The 14,887-nt window shown below is 60.6% G+C and carries 11 protein-coding genes and 2 tRNA genes; 4 read left to right on the top strand and 9 right to left on the bottom strand.

Annotated elements, in window-relative coordinates:
- Nucleotides 1-157: 157 nt before the first annotated feature.
- From KZX66_RS05790 to KZX66_RS05775, 4 genes are all read left to right on the top strand, one after another.
- Nucleotides 158-244, top strand: a tRNA-Leu gene (locus KZX66_RS05790).
- A 153-nt stretch (nucleotides 245-397) separates the two neighbouring features.
- Nucleotides 398-484 (top strand) — tRNA-Leu (locus KZX66_RS05785).
- Nucleotides 485-628: 144 nt separating this feature from the next.
- On the top strand, nucleotides 629-1,654 hold the full coding sequence (locus KZX66_RS05780) for an iron ABC transporter substrate-binding protein (protein WP_248077440.1): 1,026 nt from the start codon (nucleotides 629-631) through the stop codon (nucleotides 1,652-1,654).
- On the top strand, nucleotides 1,654-3,219 hold the full coding sequence (locus KZX66_RS05775) for an iron ABC transporter permease (RefSeq protein WP_248077437.1): 1,566 nt from the start codon (nucleotides 1,654-1,656) through the stop codon (nucleotides 3,217-3,219). Before KZX66_RS05780 ends, KZX66_RS05775 begins: the two co-directional genes overlap by 1 nt.
- An 80-nt stretch (nucleotides 3,220-3,299) precedes the next feature.
- On the opposite strand, the gene KZX66_RS05770 is transcribed toward KZX66_RS05775, so the two are convergent.
- The 9 genes from KZX66_RS05770 to mutL form a co-directional block, all read right to left on the bottom strand.
- Nucleotides 3,300-5,234, bottom strand: a complete 1,935-nt coding sequence (locus KZX66_RS05770) for a methyl-accepting chemotaxis protein (protein ID WP_248077434.1) — start codon at nucleotides 5,232-5,234, stop codon at nucleotides 3,300-3,302.
- A 140-nt stretch (nucleotides 5,235-5,374) separates the two neighbouring features.
- Entirely contained in the window at nucleotides 5,375-6,664 is a 1,290-nt protein-coding gene (locus KZX66_RS05765) for an adenylosuccinate synthase (RefSeq protein WP_248077431.1), read from the bottom strand.
- Between the two features lie 54 nt (nucleotides 6,665-6,718).
- Nucleotides 6,719-7,906, bottom strand: a complete 1,188-nt coding sequence (locus tag KZX66_RS05760; protein WP_248077428.1) for an ATP phosphoribosyltransferase regulatory subunit — start codon at nucleotides 7,904-7,906, stop codon at nucleotides 6,719-6,721.
- A 293-nt stretch (nucleotides 7,907-8,199) separates the two neighbouring features.
- Entirely contained in the window at nucleotides 8,200-9,066 is an 867-nt protein-coding gene (hflC, locus tag KZX66_RS05755; RefSeq protein WP_010213607.1) for a protease modulator HflC, read from the bottom strand.
- A complete protein-coding gene (gene hflK / locus KZX66_RS05750; protein WP_017526418.1) occupies nucleotides 9,066-10,241 on the bottom strand; it encodes an FtsH protease activity modulator HflK in 1,176 nt (391 codons plus the stop codon). Before hflK ends, hflC begins: the two co-directional genes overlap by 1 nt.
- A 96-nt stretch (nucleotides 10,242-10,337) precedes the next feature.
- On the bottom strand, nucleotides 10,338-11,639 hold the full coding sequence (hflX, locus tag KZX66_RS05745; protein ID WP_248077425.1) for a ribosome rescue GTPase HflX: 1,302 nt from the start codon (nucleotides 11,637-11,639) through the stop codon (nucleotides 10,338-10,340).
- Nucleotides 11,640-11,651: 12 nt separating this feature from the next.
- Nucleotides 11,652-11,912 (bottom strand): RNA chaperone Hfq, encoded by a 261-nt coding sequence (gene hfq / locus KZX66_RS05740; RefSeq protein ID WP_003188059.1) that lies wholly within the window; start codon nucleotides 11,910-11,912, stop codon nucleotides 11,652-11,654.
- Nucleotides 11,913-12,006: 94 nt separating this feature from the next.
- Nucleotides 12,007-12,978, bottom strand: coding sequence for a tRNA (adenosine(37)-N6)-dimethylallyltransferase MiaA (gene miaA / locus KZX66_RS05735; protein WP_248077423.1), 972 nt, complete (start codon nucleotides 12,976-12,978; stop codon nucleotides 12,007-12,009).
- Nucleotides 12,978-14,879 carry a DNA mismatch repair endonuclease MutL gene (mutL, locus tag KZX66_RS05730; protein WP_248077717.1) on the bottom strand — a complete coding sequence of 634 codons (1,902 nt, stop codon included), beginning with the start codon at nucleotides 14,877-14,879 and terminating at the stop codon, nucleotides 12,978-12,980. The genes miaA and mutL overlap by 1 nt, the downstream gene beginning before the upstream one ends.
- Between the last annotated feature and the right edge of the window lie 8 nt (nucleotides 14,880-14,887).

Here is a 14,887-nt window from a genome sequence, read left to right as displayed (position 1 = left end):
GCTTCAACAAGCCTTTTAAAGCCCTTTATGACCCTCTGAGCGTACCTTGCACGACCATTGGCGAAATTTTCCAGCCTTTTTTGATGCCGGGGGTTTACAGCGCAAAAGCTGCTCCGTATAGTGCGCGCCATCGACGACGGCAACGTTGTTTGATAATGCCCAGGTGGTGAAATTGGTAGACACGCCAGCTTCAGGTGCTGGTGATCGCAAGGTCGTGGAAGTTCGAGTCTTCTCCTGGGCACCAAATTCAGATCAAACCCGCGAAAGCGGGTTTTTTCGTTTCAGGCCTTTGATTTTTAACGTGAATCTCGATTTATTTTTTTGAATCAGGGGTTTACAGATCAAAAAGCCCGCCGTATAGTTCGCCACATCAACAGCGGCAACGTTGCTTGATAATGCCCAGGTGGTGAAATTGGTAGACACGCCAGCTTCAGGTGCTGGTGATCGCAAGGTCGTGGAAGTTCGAGTCTTCTCCTGGGCACCAAATTCAGATCAAACCCGCGAAAGCGGGTTTTTTCGTTTCCGGGGTTCAAAAACGCCTGCAGCAATTCCCCCCTCCTCCGCACTTGAGAAGTTTTATCGTTTATCCTTGCAATGATTTGTTGCACTCAAGTGAGGAAAACCCCGGATGATGATCCGCGATACCCGTTCCAAGACATCCCTTCTGCGTGGCCTGACCATCACTCTGCTCGGCCTGACCCTGCTCTCACCCACCGCCTATAGCGCCGACAAGGTTTCCCTGACCCTGTACAACGGCCAACATAAAGAAGTCGGCGATGAACTCGCCAAAGCCTTCGAAGCCAAGACCGGTATTCACGTCAACGTGCGCAAAGGCAGCAGCAACCAGTTGGCCAGCCAGGTCGTCGAAGAAGGCGAGCGCTCACCCGCCGACGTGATCTACACCGAAGAATCGCCGCCACTGAACAAACTCGGCGAGCAAGGCCTGCTGGCGAAGATCGACGCCAGCACCCTCAACGTTCTGCCCAAGGATTACGTAGGCCGCAACGGCGACTGGATGGGCGTGACCGCACGCACCCGCGTCGTAGCGTTCAACCCCAAACTGATCGCCGAAAAAGACCTGCCCAAGTCGGTGCTCGATTTCGCCGGCCCCGAATGGCAAGGCAAAGTCGGCTTCGTACCCACCAGCGGCGCATTCCAGGAACAGGCCGTGGCGATCATCAAGTTGCACGGGCGTGAAGCGGCCGAAGAATGGCTCACCGGCCTGCGCGCGTTCGGCAAGGTCTACAGCAACAATATGGTCGCCCTTAAAGCCGTGGAGAACGGCGAAGTGGCTACCGTACTGGTGAACAACTACTACTGGTTTGCCCTGAAGAAGGAAAAAACCAACCTGGACTCCCAACTGCACTACTTCACCGGCGGCGATGCCGGCGGCCTGATCACCGTGTCTTCCGCTGCTGCACTCAAATCCAACAAGCACCCCAAGGAAGCCCAGCAACTGCTGGCGTTCATGACCAGCGAAGAAGGCCAGCGCGTCATCACCAACACCTCGGCGGAATACCCGCTACGCAAGGGCATGGAGTCCAATCGTGGACTCAAACCGTTCAATGAACTGCAGCCGCCGAAAGTCACCCCGGCGGACCTTGGCAACGCTGAAGAAGCCTTGGATCTGGAACGTGAGGTTGGCTTGAACTGATGAACCCATCGCTACCCGCCCCCGCCCTGCGCGGGGGTTTTAGTCCGCGACGCAAGCGCCCGTCGATCTGGCTGCTGTTGCCAGTACTGTTTCTGGTGGGCTTGAGCCTGCTGCCACTGGCCTATGTCGGCCTTAAGGCCTGGCAGGCAGGGTGGCAAGAGGCCGTACATTTGCTATGGCGCCCCTATGTGTTCGGATTGTTGCGCAACACCCTGGCGCTGATGGTCGGCGTAACCGTGACCTGCGGCGTGATCGGTTTGTCCCTGGCCTGGCTGCTCGAGCGCAGCAACCTGCCAGGGCGGCGCATCTGGGGGGTGATCCTGTGCCTGCCGTTTGCGGTACCGGCGTTTGTCAGCAGTTTTACCTGGGTGTCGCTGAGCGCTTCCTTCGAAGGGTTGGGCGGCGCGATTCTGGTGATGAGCCTGTCCAAATACCCGCTGGTGTTTTTGCCGGTGGCGGCGACCTTGCGCAATCTTGACCCCTCCCTGGAAGAATCCGCCCGCACGCTGGGGCTGAATCGCTGGGGCGTGTTCCGACGCATCACGCTGCCGTTGCTGTGGCCTTCGTTGCTGGCCGGTGCGCTGCTGATCGCGTTGCACATGCTGGTGGAGTTCGGCGCGCTGTCGATCATCGGCCTGCAAACCTTCACCACCGCGATCTATCAGCAGTTCGAATTGGAATTCAGCAACGCCAACGCAGCGATGCTCTCGGCGGTGCTGCTGGTGATGTGCCTGACACTGCTGTGGCTGGAGCTGCGTGTGCGCGGCAAGGGCCGTCATGTGCGTATCGGCCAGGGTGCGGCGCGGCATGCCGAGCAGGTCAAACTGGGCAAGTGGGCGCCCGTGGGCCAGCTGTATTGCCTGGCGTTGGCTGTTATTGGCAGCGGCATCCCTCTGGCGATGCTCGGTTATTGGCTGGCGGTGGGTTCGTCCGCCGCGTTTCCCGTGGCCCAGATCACTGAAGCACTGTTGTCCTCGCTGGCGTTGTCACTGGGTGGCGCCGCGCTGTGCCTGGTGCTGGCAGTGCCGGTGGGACTGCTGGTGGTGCGCTACAAAGGCCAATTGGCGATCTGGGCCGAACGCTTGCCGTACCTGCTGCACGCCCTGCCCGGCCTGGTGATCGCTCTGACACTGGTGTATTTCGCCCTGCATTACGTGCCCGCGCTCTACCAGACGTCAGGCCTGCTGCTGATCGCTTACGCGCTGCTGTTTCTGCCGCTGGCCCAGGCGCCGATCCGCACCGCATTGAACAAAGCGGCGCCGCAATTGGAAGAGGCCGCACGCACATTGGGCGCGTCATCATTCAGCGCGTTTTGCCGGGTGACCCTGCCGATTATCTTCCCGGCATTGGGCGCGGCGTTTGCGCTGGTGTTCCTGGACGCGATGAAGGAATTGACGGCGACGCTGCTGCTCAGTCCGACCGGGTTGAATACCCTGGCGACGGCAGTATGGGCACACACTTCGAATGTGGAGTTTGCGGCGGCAGCGCCTTATGCGGCGCTGTTGATTCTGGTGTCGGGGTTGCCGGTCTATTTGCTGACGACACGGATGTACCTGAGTCGCTGAAGGGGCTATCGGAGGCAAGCCTCCTCCCACATTTTGAATGCCTTTCAACCTGTGGGAGGGGCTTACCCCCGATAACGACGCTAGGCCCTGAACTGCCCCAGGCTCGCCTTCAACTGCGCCGCCAGGCCATCCAGCACCTTGCCACTGGCGGTGGTCTCCACCACCGCCTGGGCCGCGCGCTCGGCCTGGGCGTGGATCACCTCAACCCGGCCACGCACCGCGTGCGCGCCCTGGGCCTGATGCTCAGCGGCGCGGGTAGCCAGGCCGATCGCGGCATGCACTTGCTCCACCGATGCCTGCACCGTCTGCTGCAAACGCACGCTGTCACGCAACACCAATAACCCTTCGTTCGCCTGCCGCCCGGCTTTGCCGATGGTCTCTACCGCCTCCCGCGCGCCTTGCTGCAAAGCGACGATATGCGCCTGGATATCTCCGGTGGAGCTTTGAGTTTTGCTCGCCAGCGCCCGTACTTCGTCGGCCACCACTGCAAAGCCGCGTCCGGTTTCACCGGCACGGGCCGCCTCAATGGCCGCATTGAGGGCCAGCAAATTGGTTTGCTCGGCGATGCCATGGATGACCGTCAACACCACCTCGATCTGTTCGCTTTGCTGGGCTAGGCGCTCGATCACCTGAGACCCTGCCTGAACCTGCCCCGCCAGCGCTTCGATCAATCCACCGACTTCAGCCGACGTGCGCGCGTTTTCATCCGTTGCCTGGCGGATATCCACCACCTGCTGCAACGCGGCCTGCATGGCATGGCTTTCGGCCTGGGCCTCGTCGGCCATTTGCGACAGCGCGCGCAAGCTTTCGGCCACTTCGTCGCGTTGCAGGCCCGCCGCCGCATCAGCCCCCGAATTGCGCAGGGTCATGGCGCCGATTTCCACACCGGTACGCTGAGCGACATCCCCGGCTTCACGCACGATCGGCTGCAACTTATCCACAAAGCGATTGACCGCCGAGGCCATATCGCCGATTTCATCCTTGCTGCTGATCTGCACACGCTTGGTCAGGTCGCCCTCACCCGCCGCCAGGTCATCCATGGCCGCGATCAACAGTTTGAGGCGGTTGACCACACGACGACCGAGCACGACCGCGATCAGCAGCAATACGCCGAAACCGACCACGGCCAGCCCCATTCCGATGCGCCAGCGCAAAGTGCCCGCAGCCTCCTGAACGGCACCGGTGGTGTTGGCGGCCATTTGAGTGGCGGTGGCTTGCGCCGATTGCAGACGGGCCCCCATCGCCGCCGCGCTATCTGCCGCGGCGCCCTTGAGACTGTCACCGACCAACTGATCACCACTGGCGATCAGGGCGGCGAAACGCTTGTCCAGCGCTTGCAGGTCCGCCTCGACCGACGCGGTGGACACGCCCATCAGCACCTTGCCAATCTCTACGCCATTGGGGCTGATGGACGCCTCGACGTAAAACACCGAAGGGTCGTTTTTGGCAGCACTGAGCACCTTGTCCAAGGCGCGGTCGCCCTGGCCTTTTTCCAGCAGTGCCTTGTTGATCGGATTTTCGCGATTCAGGTAGCGGGTCAAATGCTCACCCGCCGCGTCGTCGTAGACCACAAACAACACGTTGGGGTTGCGCTGGGCACGCCGGGCAAACTCCGACAGGGTCGGCACGTCACTGTCCCACATGGCACGGGGCGCCACCGAGGCCAGCAACTGCGCCATGTCGTTGGCGGAGTCTTGCAGGTCTTTCTCCAGCGTCGCACGCAACTGCTTCTGCTCTTGCTGCAAACGCGTGGAAAGCCCGGCGGTCAGACGCTGCCGGGTACTGGCGGACAAGCTGTCCAGACTGGAGGTGACTTCCTTGCCGGCTTGGGCCAACTCGCCCGACAACTTCTGGCTATCGATACCCAGGCGACTGCCCAACTCTGCTTCCAGTGCAGTGACGGTGCTCCGGGTTAGCGCGACCGCGACCAGCACTTGCACCAAAAGTGCGATACCGAGGGTAACGAACACAGGCCGCAACAGACGGCTTTGTAACAATGAGAGAACGGCAGACATCGGGAATCCCTCCACCACGGGTGCCAGTAAATTGATAGCACCGCGAAAAAGAGAAACACAGCAAGGGTCGTGCCGCTTAGTGAGCGACTACGAAAAAGGGCTCCCGAGGGAGCCCTTTTGCTATTTACATCAACGGCTTATTAAGCGAACGGATGACGCAAAACGATGGTCTCGTTGCGGTCCGGGCCCGTCGAAATAATGTCAATCGGCGCACCGATCAGCTCTTCGACACGCTTGATGTAGGCACGCGCATTGGCCGGCAGCTCTTCCAGGGTTTTGGCACCCACGGTCGACTCGGTCCAACCCGGCACTTCTTCGTACACAGGCTGCAGGCCCACGTAGCTGTCAGCGTCGGTCGGCGCAACGTTGTTGCCTTGTGCATCTTGGTAGCCGACGCAGATGTTGATGGTTTCCAGGCCGTCGAGTACGTCCAGCTTGGTCAGGCAGATGCCCGAGATGCTGTTCACATCGATGGCACGACGCAGGATGACAGCGTCGAACCAGCCACAACGACGAGCACGGCCGGTGGTCGCGCCGAATTCGTGACCCTGCTTGGCCAGGTGCGCACCGACGGCGTCGAACAGCTCAGTCGGGAACGGGCCCGAACCTACACGGGTGGTGTAAGCCTTGGTGATGCCGAGGATGTAGTCCAGGAACATCGGCCCCACGCCCGAACCGGTCGCAACGCCACCAGCAGTAGTGTTGGAGCTGGTCACGTACGGGTAGGTGCCGTGGTCGATGTCCAGCAACGAACCCTGGGCGCCTTCGAACATGATGTCTTTGCCGGCGCGGCGCAGGTCGTGCAGCTCGGCCGTCACATCCAGCATCAGCGGCTTGAGCAGCTCCGCGTATTCCTTGCACTCGGCCAGGGTCTTGTCGAATTCAATGGCCGGTTCTTTGTAGTAACCGACCAGCATGAAGTTGTGGTAGTCCACCAGTTCACGCAGTTTGTCTTCAAAACGCGGCATGTTGAGCAGATCGCCCACACGCAGGCCGCGACGAGCCACCTTGTCTTCGTAGGCCGGACCGATACCGCGACCGGTGGTACCGATCTTCAGCTCGCCACGCGCCTTTTCACGGGCCTGGTCCAGCGCAACGTGGAAGGACAGGATCAGCGGGCAAGACGGGCTGATACGCAGGCGCTCGCGCACCGGTACGCCTTTCTCTTCCAGCTTGGTGATCTCGCGCAGCAGGGCATCGGGTGCAACCACCACGCCGTTGCCGATCAGGCACTGCACGCCTTCGCGCAGCACGCCCGACGGGATCAGGTGCAAAACGGTTTTTTCGCCATCGATGACCAGGGTGTGGCCAGCGTTGTGACCACCTTGGTAGCGCACTACGGCGGCAGCATGTTCGGTCAGCAGATCAACGATCTTGCCTTTGCCCTCATCACCCCATTGGGTGCCCAGGACTACGACATTCTTACCCATAACACTTGTCCTCATTCGCGCAAACTTGGTGCCGGCGATGGCCGGCAGGAAAACTCAAGAAGCCAGTGGCGTTACTTGCCAAAGCCCGTTCTGCAGAATCAATTGCTGGTCGCAGTCCGCTTCACGGGCGGCGGCCAATGGCTGACCAGGCAAGGCCTGGACAACACGTTGACCCTCACTGCGCAACTGGCAAACCTGCTGCCAGAGTGCTGCGTCCGTACTGTCGGGCATCCAGATGCCACCGGACGGCAGCTCGACCTCAGCACGCCCCAGGGTCACCAGGGTTTTCAAATCGGTGGAAAAGCCAGTCGCCGGACGGGCGCGCCCGAAGTCGGCGCCGATATCGTCATAACGACCGCCTTGGGCGATGGCCTGGCCAACACCCGGGACAAACACCGCGAACACCACACCGGTGTGATAGTGGTAGCCGCGCAATTCGCCCAAATCAAAGTACAGCGGCAACTGCGGGAAGCGTGCCGACAGCCGCTCGGCAATCGCCAGCACATCGTCCAGCGCAGCCAGCACCGGCGCCGGCGCGTTAGCCAGGCGCTCACGGGCAGCCACCAGCACCTCGCGGCCGCCGCACAGGTTCACCAGTGAACGCAGCATGCCGGCTAGGTCGGCAGGTACGCCTTCGGTCAACGCGATGACTTCATCGATAGCCTTGCGTTGCAGAGCATCGAACAACTGTTGCTCCACTTCACCGGACAAACCGGCCGCACGGGCCAGGCCACGGTAGATACCAACATGGCCAAGGTCCATGTGGACATCGGGCACGTCGGCCAGTTGCAACATGGCCAGCATCAAGCTGATCACTTCAACATCGCTGCTCGGGCTGGCGTCGCCGTACAACTCGGCGCCCAGCTGGATCGGGCTGCGGGAAGACGACAAGGCACGCGGCTGCGCATGCAACACGCTGCCGGCATAGCACAGGCGGCTCGGGCCTTCACGGCGCAAGGTGTGCGCATCAATGCGCGCAACCTGCGGCGTGATGTCCGCACGGAAACCCATTTGCCGGCCCGATTGCGGGTCGATGACCTTGAAGGTGCGCAGATCCAGGTCCTGGCCCGCGCCGGTCAGCAGGGATTCCAGGTACTCGATATGGGGGGTCACGACAAACTCGTAACCCCAGCTCTGGAACAGATCCAACACCTGGCGGCGCGCTACTTCGATGCGCGCAGCTTCCGGTGGCAGTACTTCTTCGATGCCATCTGGCAGCAGCCAGCGGTCTACCGTTGCCATTACGCCATTCCCCTATGATCCGGGCGGCCAGCCCTCGGCCGAGCCTTGAGTGAAGCAGAAAATACCCGCCACCTGCATAAACCACGCGCAAGAGCGACGTGACGAACGACCTGTAACCGGCCTCGTCGGGCACTTTCCTCGAAAAACCTGTCACGCCTGCCGAATCAAACATGCAGACGCAAAAAAGCCGGGAATTTCCCGGCTGCCGCATCATACACCCGTTTTCTGAAAGGATCACCCCGCCAGGCGTTTTAGCCGCCCGACGGAGTGCGTCCTACACAGTGACGAGCTGATTACTTGGATTTTTCCAGGTAGCGGAAGAAGTCGCTACTTGGGTCCAGCACCATGACGTCGGTTTTGTTCGCGAAGCTTTCACGGTAGGCACGCAGGCTACGATAGAACGCATAGAACTCCTGGTCCTGACCGTAAGCCTTGGCATAGATAGCCGCGGCTTGAGCATCACCATCACCACGGGCCTCTTCAGACTCGCGATAAGCCTCTGCCAGCAGGACACGACGCTGACGGTCAGCGTCCGCACGGATACCTTCGGCCAGTTCGTTACCCTTGGCGCGGTGCTCACGAGCCTCACGCTCACGCTCGGTGCTCATACGTTCGAACACACTGCGGTTCACTTCTTTGGGCAGGTCGATCGCCTTGACCCGGACATCGACCACTTCGATACCCAGCTCTTTTTCAGCCATCGTGTTCAGCGAACGCGTGATATCAGCCATCAGCGCGTCACGCTCACCGGATACAACCTCGTGCAGGGTGCGCTTACCAAACTGGTCACGCAGGCCCGACTCCAGACGGCGCGACAAGCGCTCGTCGGCAATCTGCTTGAGGCCGGAGGTCGCGGTGTAGAAGCGCTCGGCATCCTTGACGCGCCACTTGGCGTAGGCATCAACCATCACGGCTTTCTTTTCCAGCGTCAGGAAGCGCTGTGTCGGTGCATCCAGAGTCATCAGGCGAGCGTCGAACTTGCGCACCTGGTTGACGTAGGGGACCTTCACGTGCAGGCCTGGCTGGACATCCGCCTGGACCACGCGACCGAATTGCAGCAGCACCGCACGCTCGGTCTGAGCCACGATGTAGAAGCAGTTCCAGGCAGCGATGACCACGACGACGCCCACAATCAGGGCGGTCAGCGATTTATTGCTCATCAACGACTCTCCCTGGTACGTGTTTGCTGTTGCAGCAAGTCAGCGGCCGCACGGGCGCTCGCTTCATTGGCAGCGGCATTCGAACCGGTGGACGGCGCGCTGGTGCCGCTACGACCACCTTCGATCATCTTGTCTAGCGGCAGGTACAGCAGGTTGTTCTGCCCACCTTTGCTGCCGGTCACGAGGACCTTGCTGGTGTTACTGAAGACTTCCTGCATGGTGTCCAGATACAGACGCTGGCGCGTGACTTCAGGGGCCTTGCGGTACTCCACGACCAGCTTGGTAAAGCGATCCGCCTCACCTTTGGCACGGGAGACCACTTCGTCGCGGTAACCGTTGGCATCTTCAATGATGCGCTGGGCCTGACCACGGGCTTCCGGCACGACGCCGTTGGCGTAGGTTTCAGCCTGGTTACGCGAACGCTGCTCGTCTTCACGGGCGCGGATCACGTCGTCGAAGGCTTCCTGCACTTCACGCGGTGCGGCTGCGCTCTGTACGTTCACCTGGGTCACGGTGATACCGGTGCGATAGGTATCGAGGAACCGTTGCAGGCGCTCCTTGATTTCGCTGGCCATCAGTTCACGACCTTCGGTCAACACCTGGTCCATGGCGGTGGAACCCACCACGTGGCGCAAGGCGCTTTCGGTTGCGTGTTGCAGGCTGATTTCCGGCTGATCAACGTTCAGCACGAAGTCCTGCAGATTGCTGATCTTGTACTGCACGGTCAGCGGCACTTCGACGATGTTCTCGTCTTCGGTCAGCATCTGGCCCTGCTTGGTGTAGGCACGCTCACGCGTGACGTTCTCCATGTACTTCTTGTCGATCGGCGGGAAGTAGATGTTCAGGCCTGGCCCGACCGTCTCGTAGTACTTGCCGAAGCGCAGCACCACGGCCTGCTCCTGCTCGTCCACCACATAGACGGCGCTGTACAGCCAAACGGCCGCCAGCACGACAAGACCAAGGCCCAGCAGGCCATAGCCACCGCCCTTGCTTGTGCGACCGCCGTCGTCACCACCACGTTTTTTCCCACCACCGAACAACCCATTCAGGCTTTCCTGCAGCTTTCGGAAGGCCTCGTCGAGATCTGGTGGCCCCTTGCGGTCGCCATTATTGCGGCGTTTACCACCCCAAGGATCCTGATTATTCGAGTTGCCACCCGGCTCATTCCAAGCCATAGCGCTCTCCATCTGATAAAGCAAAGACGCACCCACGGCGCGCCGACCAATGCTACAGAATGCCTGCTACTGCGGCACAACCGCTTTAGGAGGCTTTTATTGCAAAGTGTGTTGTTCGATGAACTCTGTCGGTACAACGCCTTCGCGGCTGACCAGCCGATTGAGCTCCGAGCGCGGCAATCGAACGGCCAGCAAGCTGACACCTTCTTCGTCGTGTTCTTCTTTCTGTACCGCGCCCAGCTCGAAAAACTGTGCACGCAGTCGAGCAAAACGCTGAGGCAAGCGCAAGGTGCCGACAAACAAATCGCTGCCGAGCAATTCGGCAATGGCCTGTTCAAGCAGCTCCAAACCACTGCCATCTCGCGCCGACAGCCAGACCCGCTGGGGTTTGCCGTTCTCGTCGCGCTGGATTTGTGGCTCAACGCCTTCAAGCAAATCGAGTTTGTTATAGACCTCAAGGATCGGCAAGTCCTGGGCGCCAATCTCGCCCAGCACCACCATGACCTGTTCAATCTGCAGCATGCGATCCGGTTCGGCCGCATCGATCACGTGCAACAGCAGGTCGGAATTGCTCGACTCTTCGAGCGTAGACCGAAATGCCTCGACCAGCTTGTGGGGCAGGTGACGAATGAAACCCACGGTATCGGCCAGAACGATCGGCCCCAGGTCGTCGATGTCCAGACGGCGCAAAGTCGGGTCGAGGGTGGCAAACAATTGGTCAGCCGCGTACACGTCGGACTTTGTCACGTTGTTGAAGAGCGTGGACTTGCCAGCGTTGGTGTAGCCCACCAGGGAAACGGTAGGGATATCCGCACGGAAACGTCCACGTCGCGATTGTTCGCGCTGGCTGCGCACTTTTTCCAGGCGACCCTTGATCTGACGCAACCGGACCCGCAGCAGACGCCGGTCGGTTTCCAGCTGGGTTTCACCCGGACCACGCATGCCGATACCGCCACCCTGACGCTCAAGGTGAGTCCAGCCGCGAACCAGGCGGGTGCTCATGTGATCAAGCTGGGCCAGTTCGACCTGGAGCTTGCCTTCATGAGTACGGGCGCGCTGGGCGAAAATATCGAGGATCAGGCCGGTACGGTCGATCACGCGACACTCGAAAACCCGTTCGAGGTTACGTTCCTGACTCGGCGTGAGGGTGTGATTGAAGATCACCAGATCGGCTTCTTCGGCGTGGACCAGGTCGCGCAGTTCCTCGACCTTGCCGCTGCCAATCAGAAATTTGGCGGTTGGCCGATGACGCGGCACGTTAAAAAACGCAACGGTCTCGGCGCCGGCCGAATTTGCCAACTCCTGAAACTCCTGCGGATCTTCGCGCGCCTCAGGGTCCTGTCCATCCAAGTGAACGAGGATGACTCGCTCACCACCACCGTGGCGCTCAAAGAACAAAGGAGACTCCTATCAGGCGTTACCTGGCTCAGCGTCACCTTGTTCGTCGCCCGCTGCGCTAGGCAGACGGATTGGACGCACTGGGACTACTGTCGAGATAGCGTGCTTGTAAACCATCTGGCTTACGGTGTTTTTCAGCAGGATCACGAACTGGTCGAACGATTCGATCGTGCCTTGCAGCTTGATACCGTTGACCAGATAGATGGAAACCCCCACTTTCTCTTTACGTAAAGTATTCAAGTAAGGGTCTTGTAGCGAATGCCCTTTTGACATGTGCCGCACTCCTTTAAGGATCAATAATAAAAAATCGGAAAATAGGTAGCTTATGGCCGTCGCACCCCCAAGGATAGACGGCAATTGCAAGGACTCAGCTCAATATGGAGACCGTTCCCAAGTATTTCAAGGCGCGTGACAGATTGTCGCTGTCCAGGCTGTCCAACCAGTGCAAATCGCTCCAGCTGCGCAACCAGGTGAACTGGCGTTTTGCCAATTGGCGCGTGGCAATGATGCCGCGCTCCTGCATTTCGGCTGACGTCAGCTTGCCATCCAGATGATCCCAGACTTGGCGGTAGCCTACAGCACGTATCGAAGGCAACCCCGGATGCAGGTCACCTCGTGAACGCAGTGCTACGACCTCGTCGATAAACCCCTGTTCCAACATAATTGTGAATCTTTGCGCAATTCGTTCATGCAGCACCTGGCGATTTGCCGGAGCGATGGCCAGATTCGCCACAGTATAGGGCAATTGTGACTGTCCAGATGCGCCTGGATCAGCACTTTGCGCAGATTGTTTCAGCCGCAGTTCAGTCATGGTCTGACCGCTGACGCGCCAGACTTCCAACGCGCGACTCAGGCGTTGAGGGTCATTCGGGTGAATCCGCGCAGCCGACACCGGATCTACCGCCGTCAACTCGTCGTGGAGGGCTTGCCAGCCAAGACGTGCGGCCTGCTCTTCAAGCTCGGCGCGGACCTGGGCGTCAGCCGGCGGCATATCCGCCAGGCCGTCCTGCAAAGCCCTGTAGTAGAGCATCGTGCCGCCCACCAGCAGCGGAATATTGCCCCGCGCGGTGATCTCAGTCATAGCCGCCAGGGCGTCGGTGCGAAAGTCGGCCGCAGAATAGCTCTGGGCTGGATCGATAATGTCGATCAGCCGATGCGGATGCTGGGCCAGCAGTTCTTTGGACGGCTTGGCCGTGCCGATGTCCATGTCCCGGTATACCAGGGCGGAATCGACGCTGATCAGTTCGCACGGCAACACTTTGGTCAGCTCGATAGCCAGGTCGGTCTTGCCGGCGGCAGTGGGGCCCATCAGGAAAATAGCGGGGGGCAAGGCACTCATCAGCGGCCGCGCAAGAACAGTTTGTCCAGATCGTCCAGGCCCATTTGGGTCCAGGTCGGTCGGCCATGGTTGCATTGCCCGCTGCGCTCGGTGTTTTCCATGTCGCGCAGCAGGCCATTCATTTCCGGCAAGGCCAGGCGACGATTGGCGCGAATGGCACCGTGGCAGGCCATGGTGCCGAGCAGTTCGTTGATGTGCGCCTGGATACGGTCACTGGTGCCATATTCCATCAGGTCTGCCAGCACGTCAGCCACCAGCCGGTTGGCTTCAGCTTGCTTGAGCAGCGCAGGAATCTGGCGGATCGCCAGGGTTTCCGGACCCAGCCGCTGCAGCTCGAAACCCAGCTTCTGGAACACGCTGTGGTGCTCTTCGGCGCAGTCGGCTTCACGCTGGCTGACCGCCAGGGACTCCGGCACCAGCAGCGGCTGGCCGCTGAGGCCTTCGCTGGCCATGGCGATCTTCAAGCGTTCGTACATGATCCGCTCGTGGGCGGCGTGCATGTCCACCAACACCAGGCCATGGGCGTTTTCGGCGAGGATATAGATGCCTTTGAGTTGCGCCAGCGCATAACCCAACGGCGGAATATCACCGCCGCCTTCCGGCAAGGCCGCGGCAGCGCCGGACTCAGCCCCCGGCAATGGCGCAAAAAATTCGCGATAGGCCGCACGGGCCTCGGCCACCGGCACCGCCGATTGCGGGCGCGGCGTGTATTGGTATTGATAGCCCGCACCCGCACCGGAACCCGACGCCGTATACGCAGGCTGCGGAGGCGGCGATTGCAGCAAGTTGCCCGCCAGGCTCATTTCGCCTTGAGGACCAAACTCACCGGCCTCGGGGCCGCTCGGGCGCACCACCGCTGTGACGATCGGCGCCGCCAGTTGGTCATCTGGGCGCACGTCACCCAGGGCGCGGTGCAAGGTGCCATAGAGGAAGTCATGCACCATGCGCCCGTCGCGGAAGCGCACTTCGTGCTTGGTCGGGTGCACATTCACGTCGACCACAGCCGGATCGACTTCAAAAAACAGTACAAACGTCGGATGCCGGCCATTGAACAGCACATCGCGATACGCCTGGCGCACCGCGTGGGCCACCAGCTTGTCGCGCACCGCGCGACCGTTCACAAAGAAATACTGCAAGTCCGCCTGGCTACGGGAGAACGTCGGCAACCCGACCCAGCCCCACAAGCGCAGGCCATTGCGCTCGATCTCGATCGGCAGCGCCTGCTCCAAAAAGCCCGCGCCGCAGATCGCCGACACACGCCGCGCGCGCGCCGCGTCGTCATGGGCTTCGTGCAGGCTGAGAATGGTCTTGCCGTTATGGCGCAGGTGAAACGCCACGTCGAAACGGGCCAGGGCCAGGCGTTTGATCACTTCCTGCAGGTGATCGAATTCGGTTTTTTCGGCTTTGAGAAATTTGCGCCGCGCCGGGGTGTTGAAGAACAGGTCACGCACCTCTACGGACGTACCCACAGGGTGCGCCGCCGGTTGAACTCGAGGCGCCATGTCGCGGCCTTCGGTTTCCACTTGCCAGGCCTGGTCGGCGCTGCGGGTGCGTGAGGTCAGGGTCAGGCGGGCCACGGAGCTGATGGAGGCCAGGGCCTCACCGCGAAAGCCCAGGCTCATCACCCGTTCAAGGTCTTCCAGGTCGCGGATCTTGCTGGTGGCATGGCGGGCCAGCGCCAGCGGCAGGTCATCGGAGGATATGCCACTGCCGTCGTCACGCACCCGCAGCAGCTTGACGCCACCCTGCTCCACGTCGACATCAATGCGCTTGGCGCCGGAGTCGATACTGTTTTCAAGCAGCTCCTTGATCACCGACGCAGGACGCTCGACAACTTCGCCAGCGGCAATCTGGTTGGCCAGGCGCGGACTGAGCAGCTCAATGCGCGACCCGTTATTCAAGGTTGATT

Source organism: Pseudomonas sp. EYE_354 (genome assembly GCF_023148575.1).
GTDB lineage: Bacteria > Pseudomonadota > Gammaproteobacteria > Pseudomonadales > Pseudomonadaceae > Aquipseudomonas.
The sequence above is the reverse complement of the archived record's forward strand: the minus strand, read 5'-3'. Positions and strand labels throughout refer to the sequence as shown.

What these genes read in the sequence shown, in the direction of transcription:
- KZX66_RS05780 (WP_248077440.1), top strand. Translation starts at nt 629, where the DNA reads ATGATGATCCGCGATACCCGTTCCAAGACATCCCTTCTGCGTGGCCTG.
- KZX66_RS05775 (WP_248077437.1), top strand. Translation starts at nt 1,654, where the DNA reads ATGAACCCATCGCTACCCGCCCCCGCCCTGCGCGGGGGTTTTAGTCCG.
- KZX66_RS05770 (WP_248077434.1), bottom strand. Translation starts at nt 5,234, where the DNA reads ATGTCTGCCGTTCTCTCATTGTTACAAAGCCGTCTGTTGCGGCCTGTG.
- KZX66_RS05765 (WP_248077431.1), bottom strand. Translation starts at nt 6,664, where the DNA reads ATGGGTAAGAATGTCGTAGTCCTGGGCACCCAATGGGGTGATGAGGGC.
- KZX66_RS05760 (WP_248077428.1), bottom strand. Translation starts at nt 7,906, where the DNA reads ATGGCAACGGTAGACCGCTGGCTGCTGCCAGATGGCATCGAAGAAGTA.
- hflC (WP_010213607.1), bottom strand. Translation starts at nt 9,066, where the DNA reads ATGAGCAATAAATCGCTGACCGCCCTGATTGTGGGCGTCGTCGTGGTC.
- hflK (WP_017526418.1), bottom strand. Translation starts at nt 10,241, where the DNA reads ATGGCTTGGAATGAGCCGGGTGGCAACTCGAATAATCAGGATCCTTGG.
- hfq (WP_003188059.1), bottom strand. Translation starts at nt 11,912, where the DNA reads ATGTCAAAAGGGCATTCGCTACAAGACCCTTACTTGAATACTTTACGT.
- miaA (WP_248077423.1), bottom strand. Translation starts at nt 12,978, where the DNA reads ATGAGTGCCTTGCCCCCCGCTATTTTCCTGATGGGCCCCACTGCCGCC.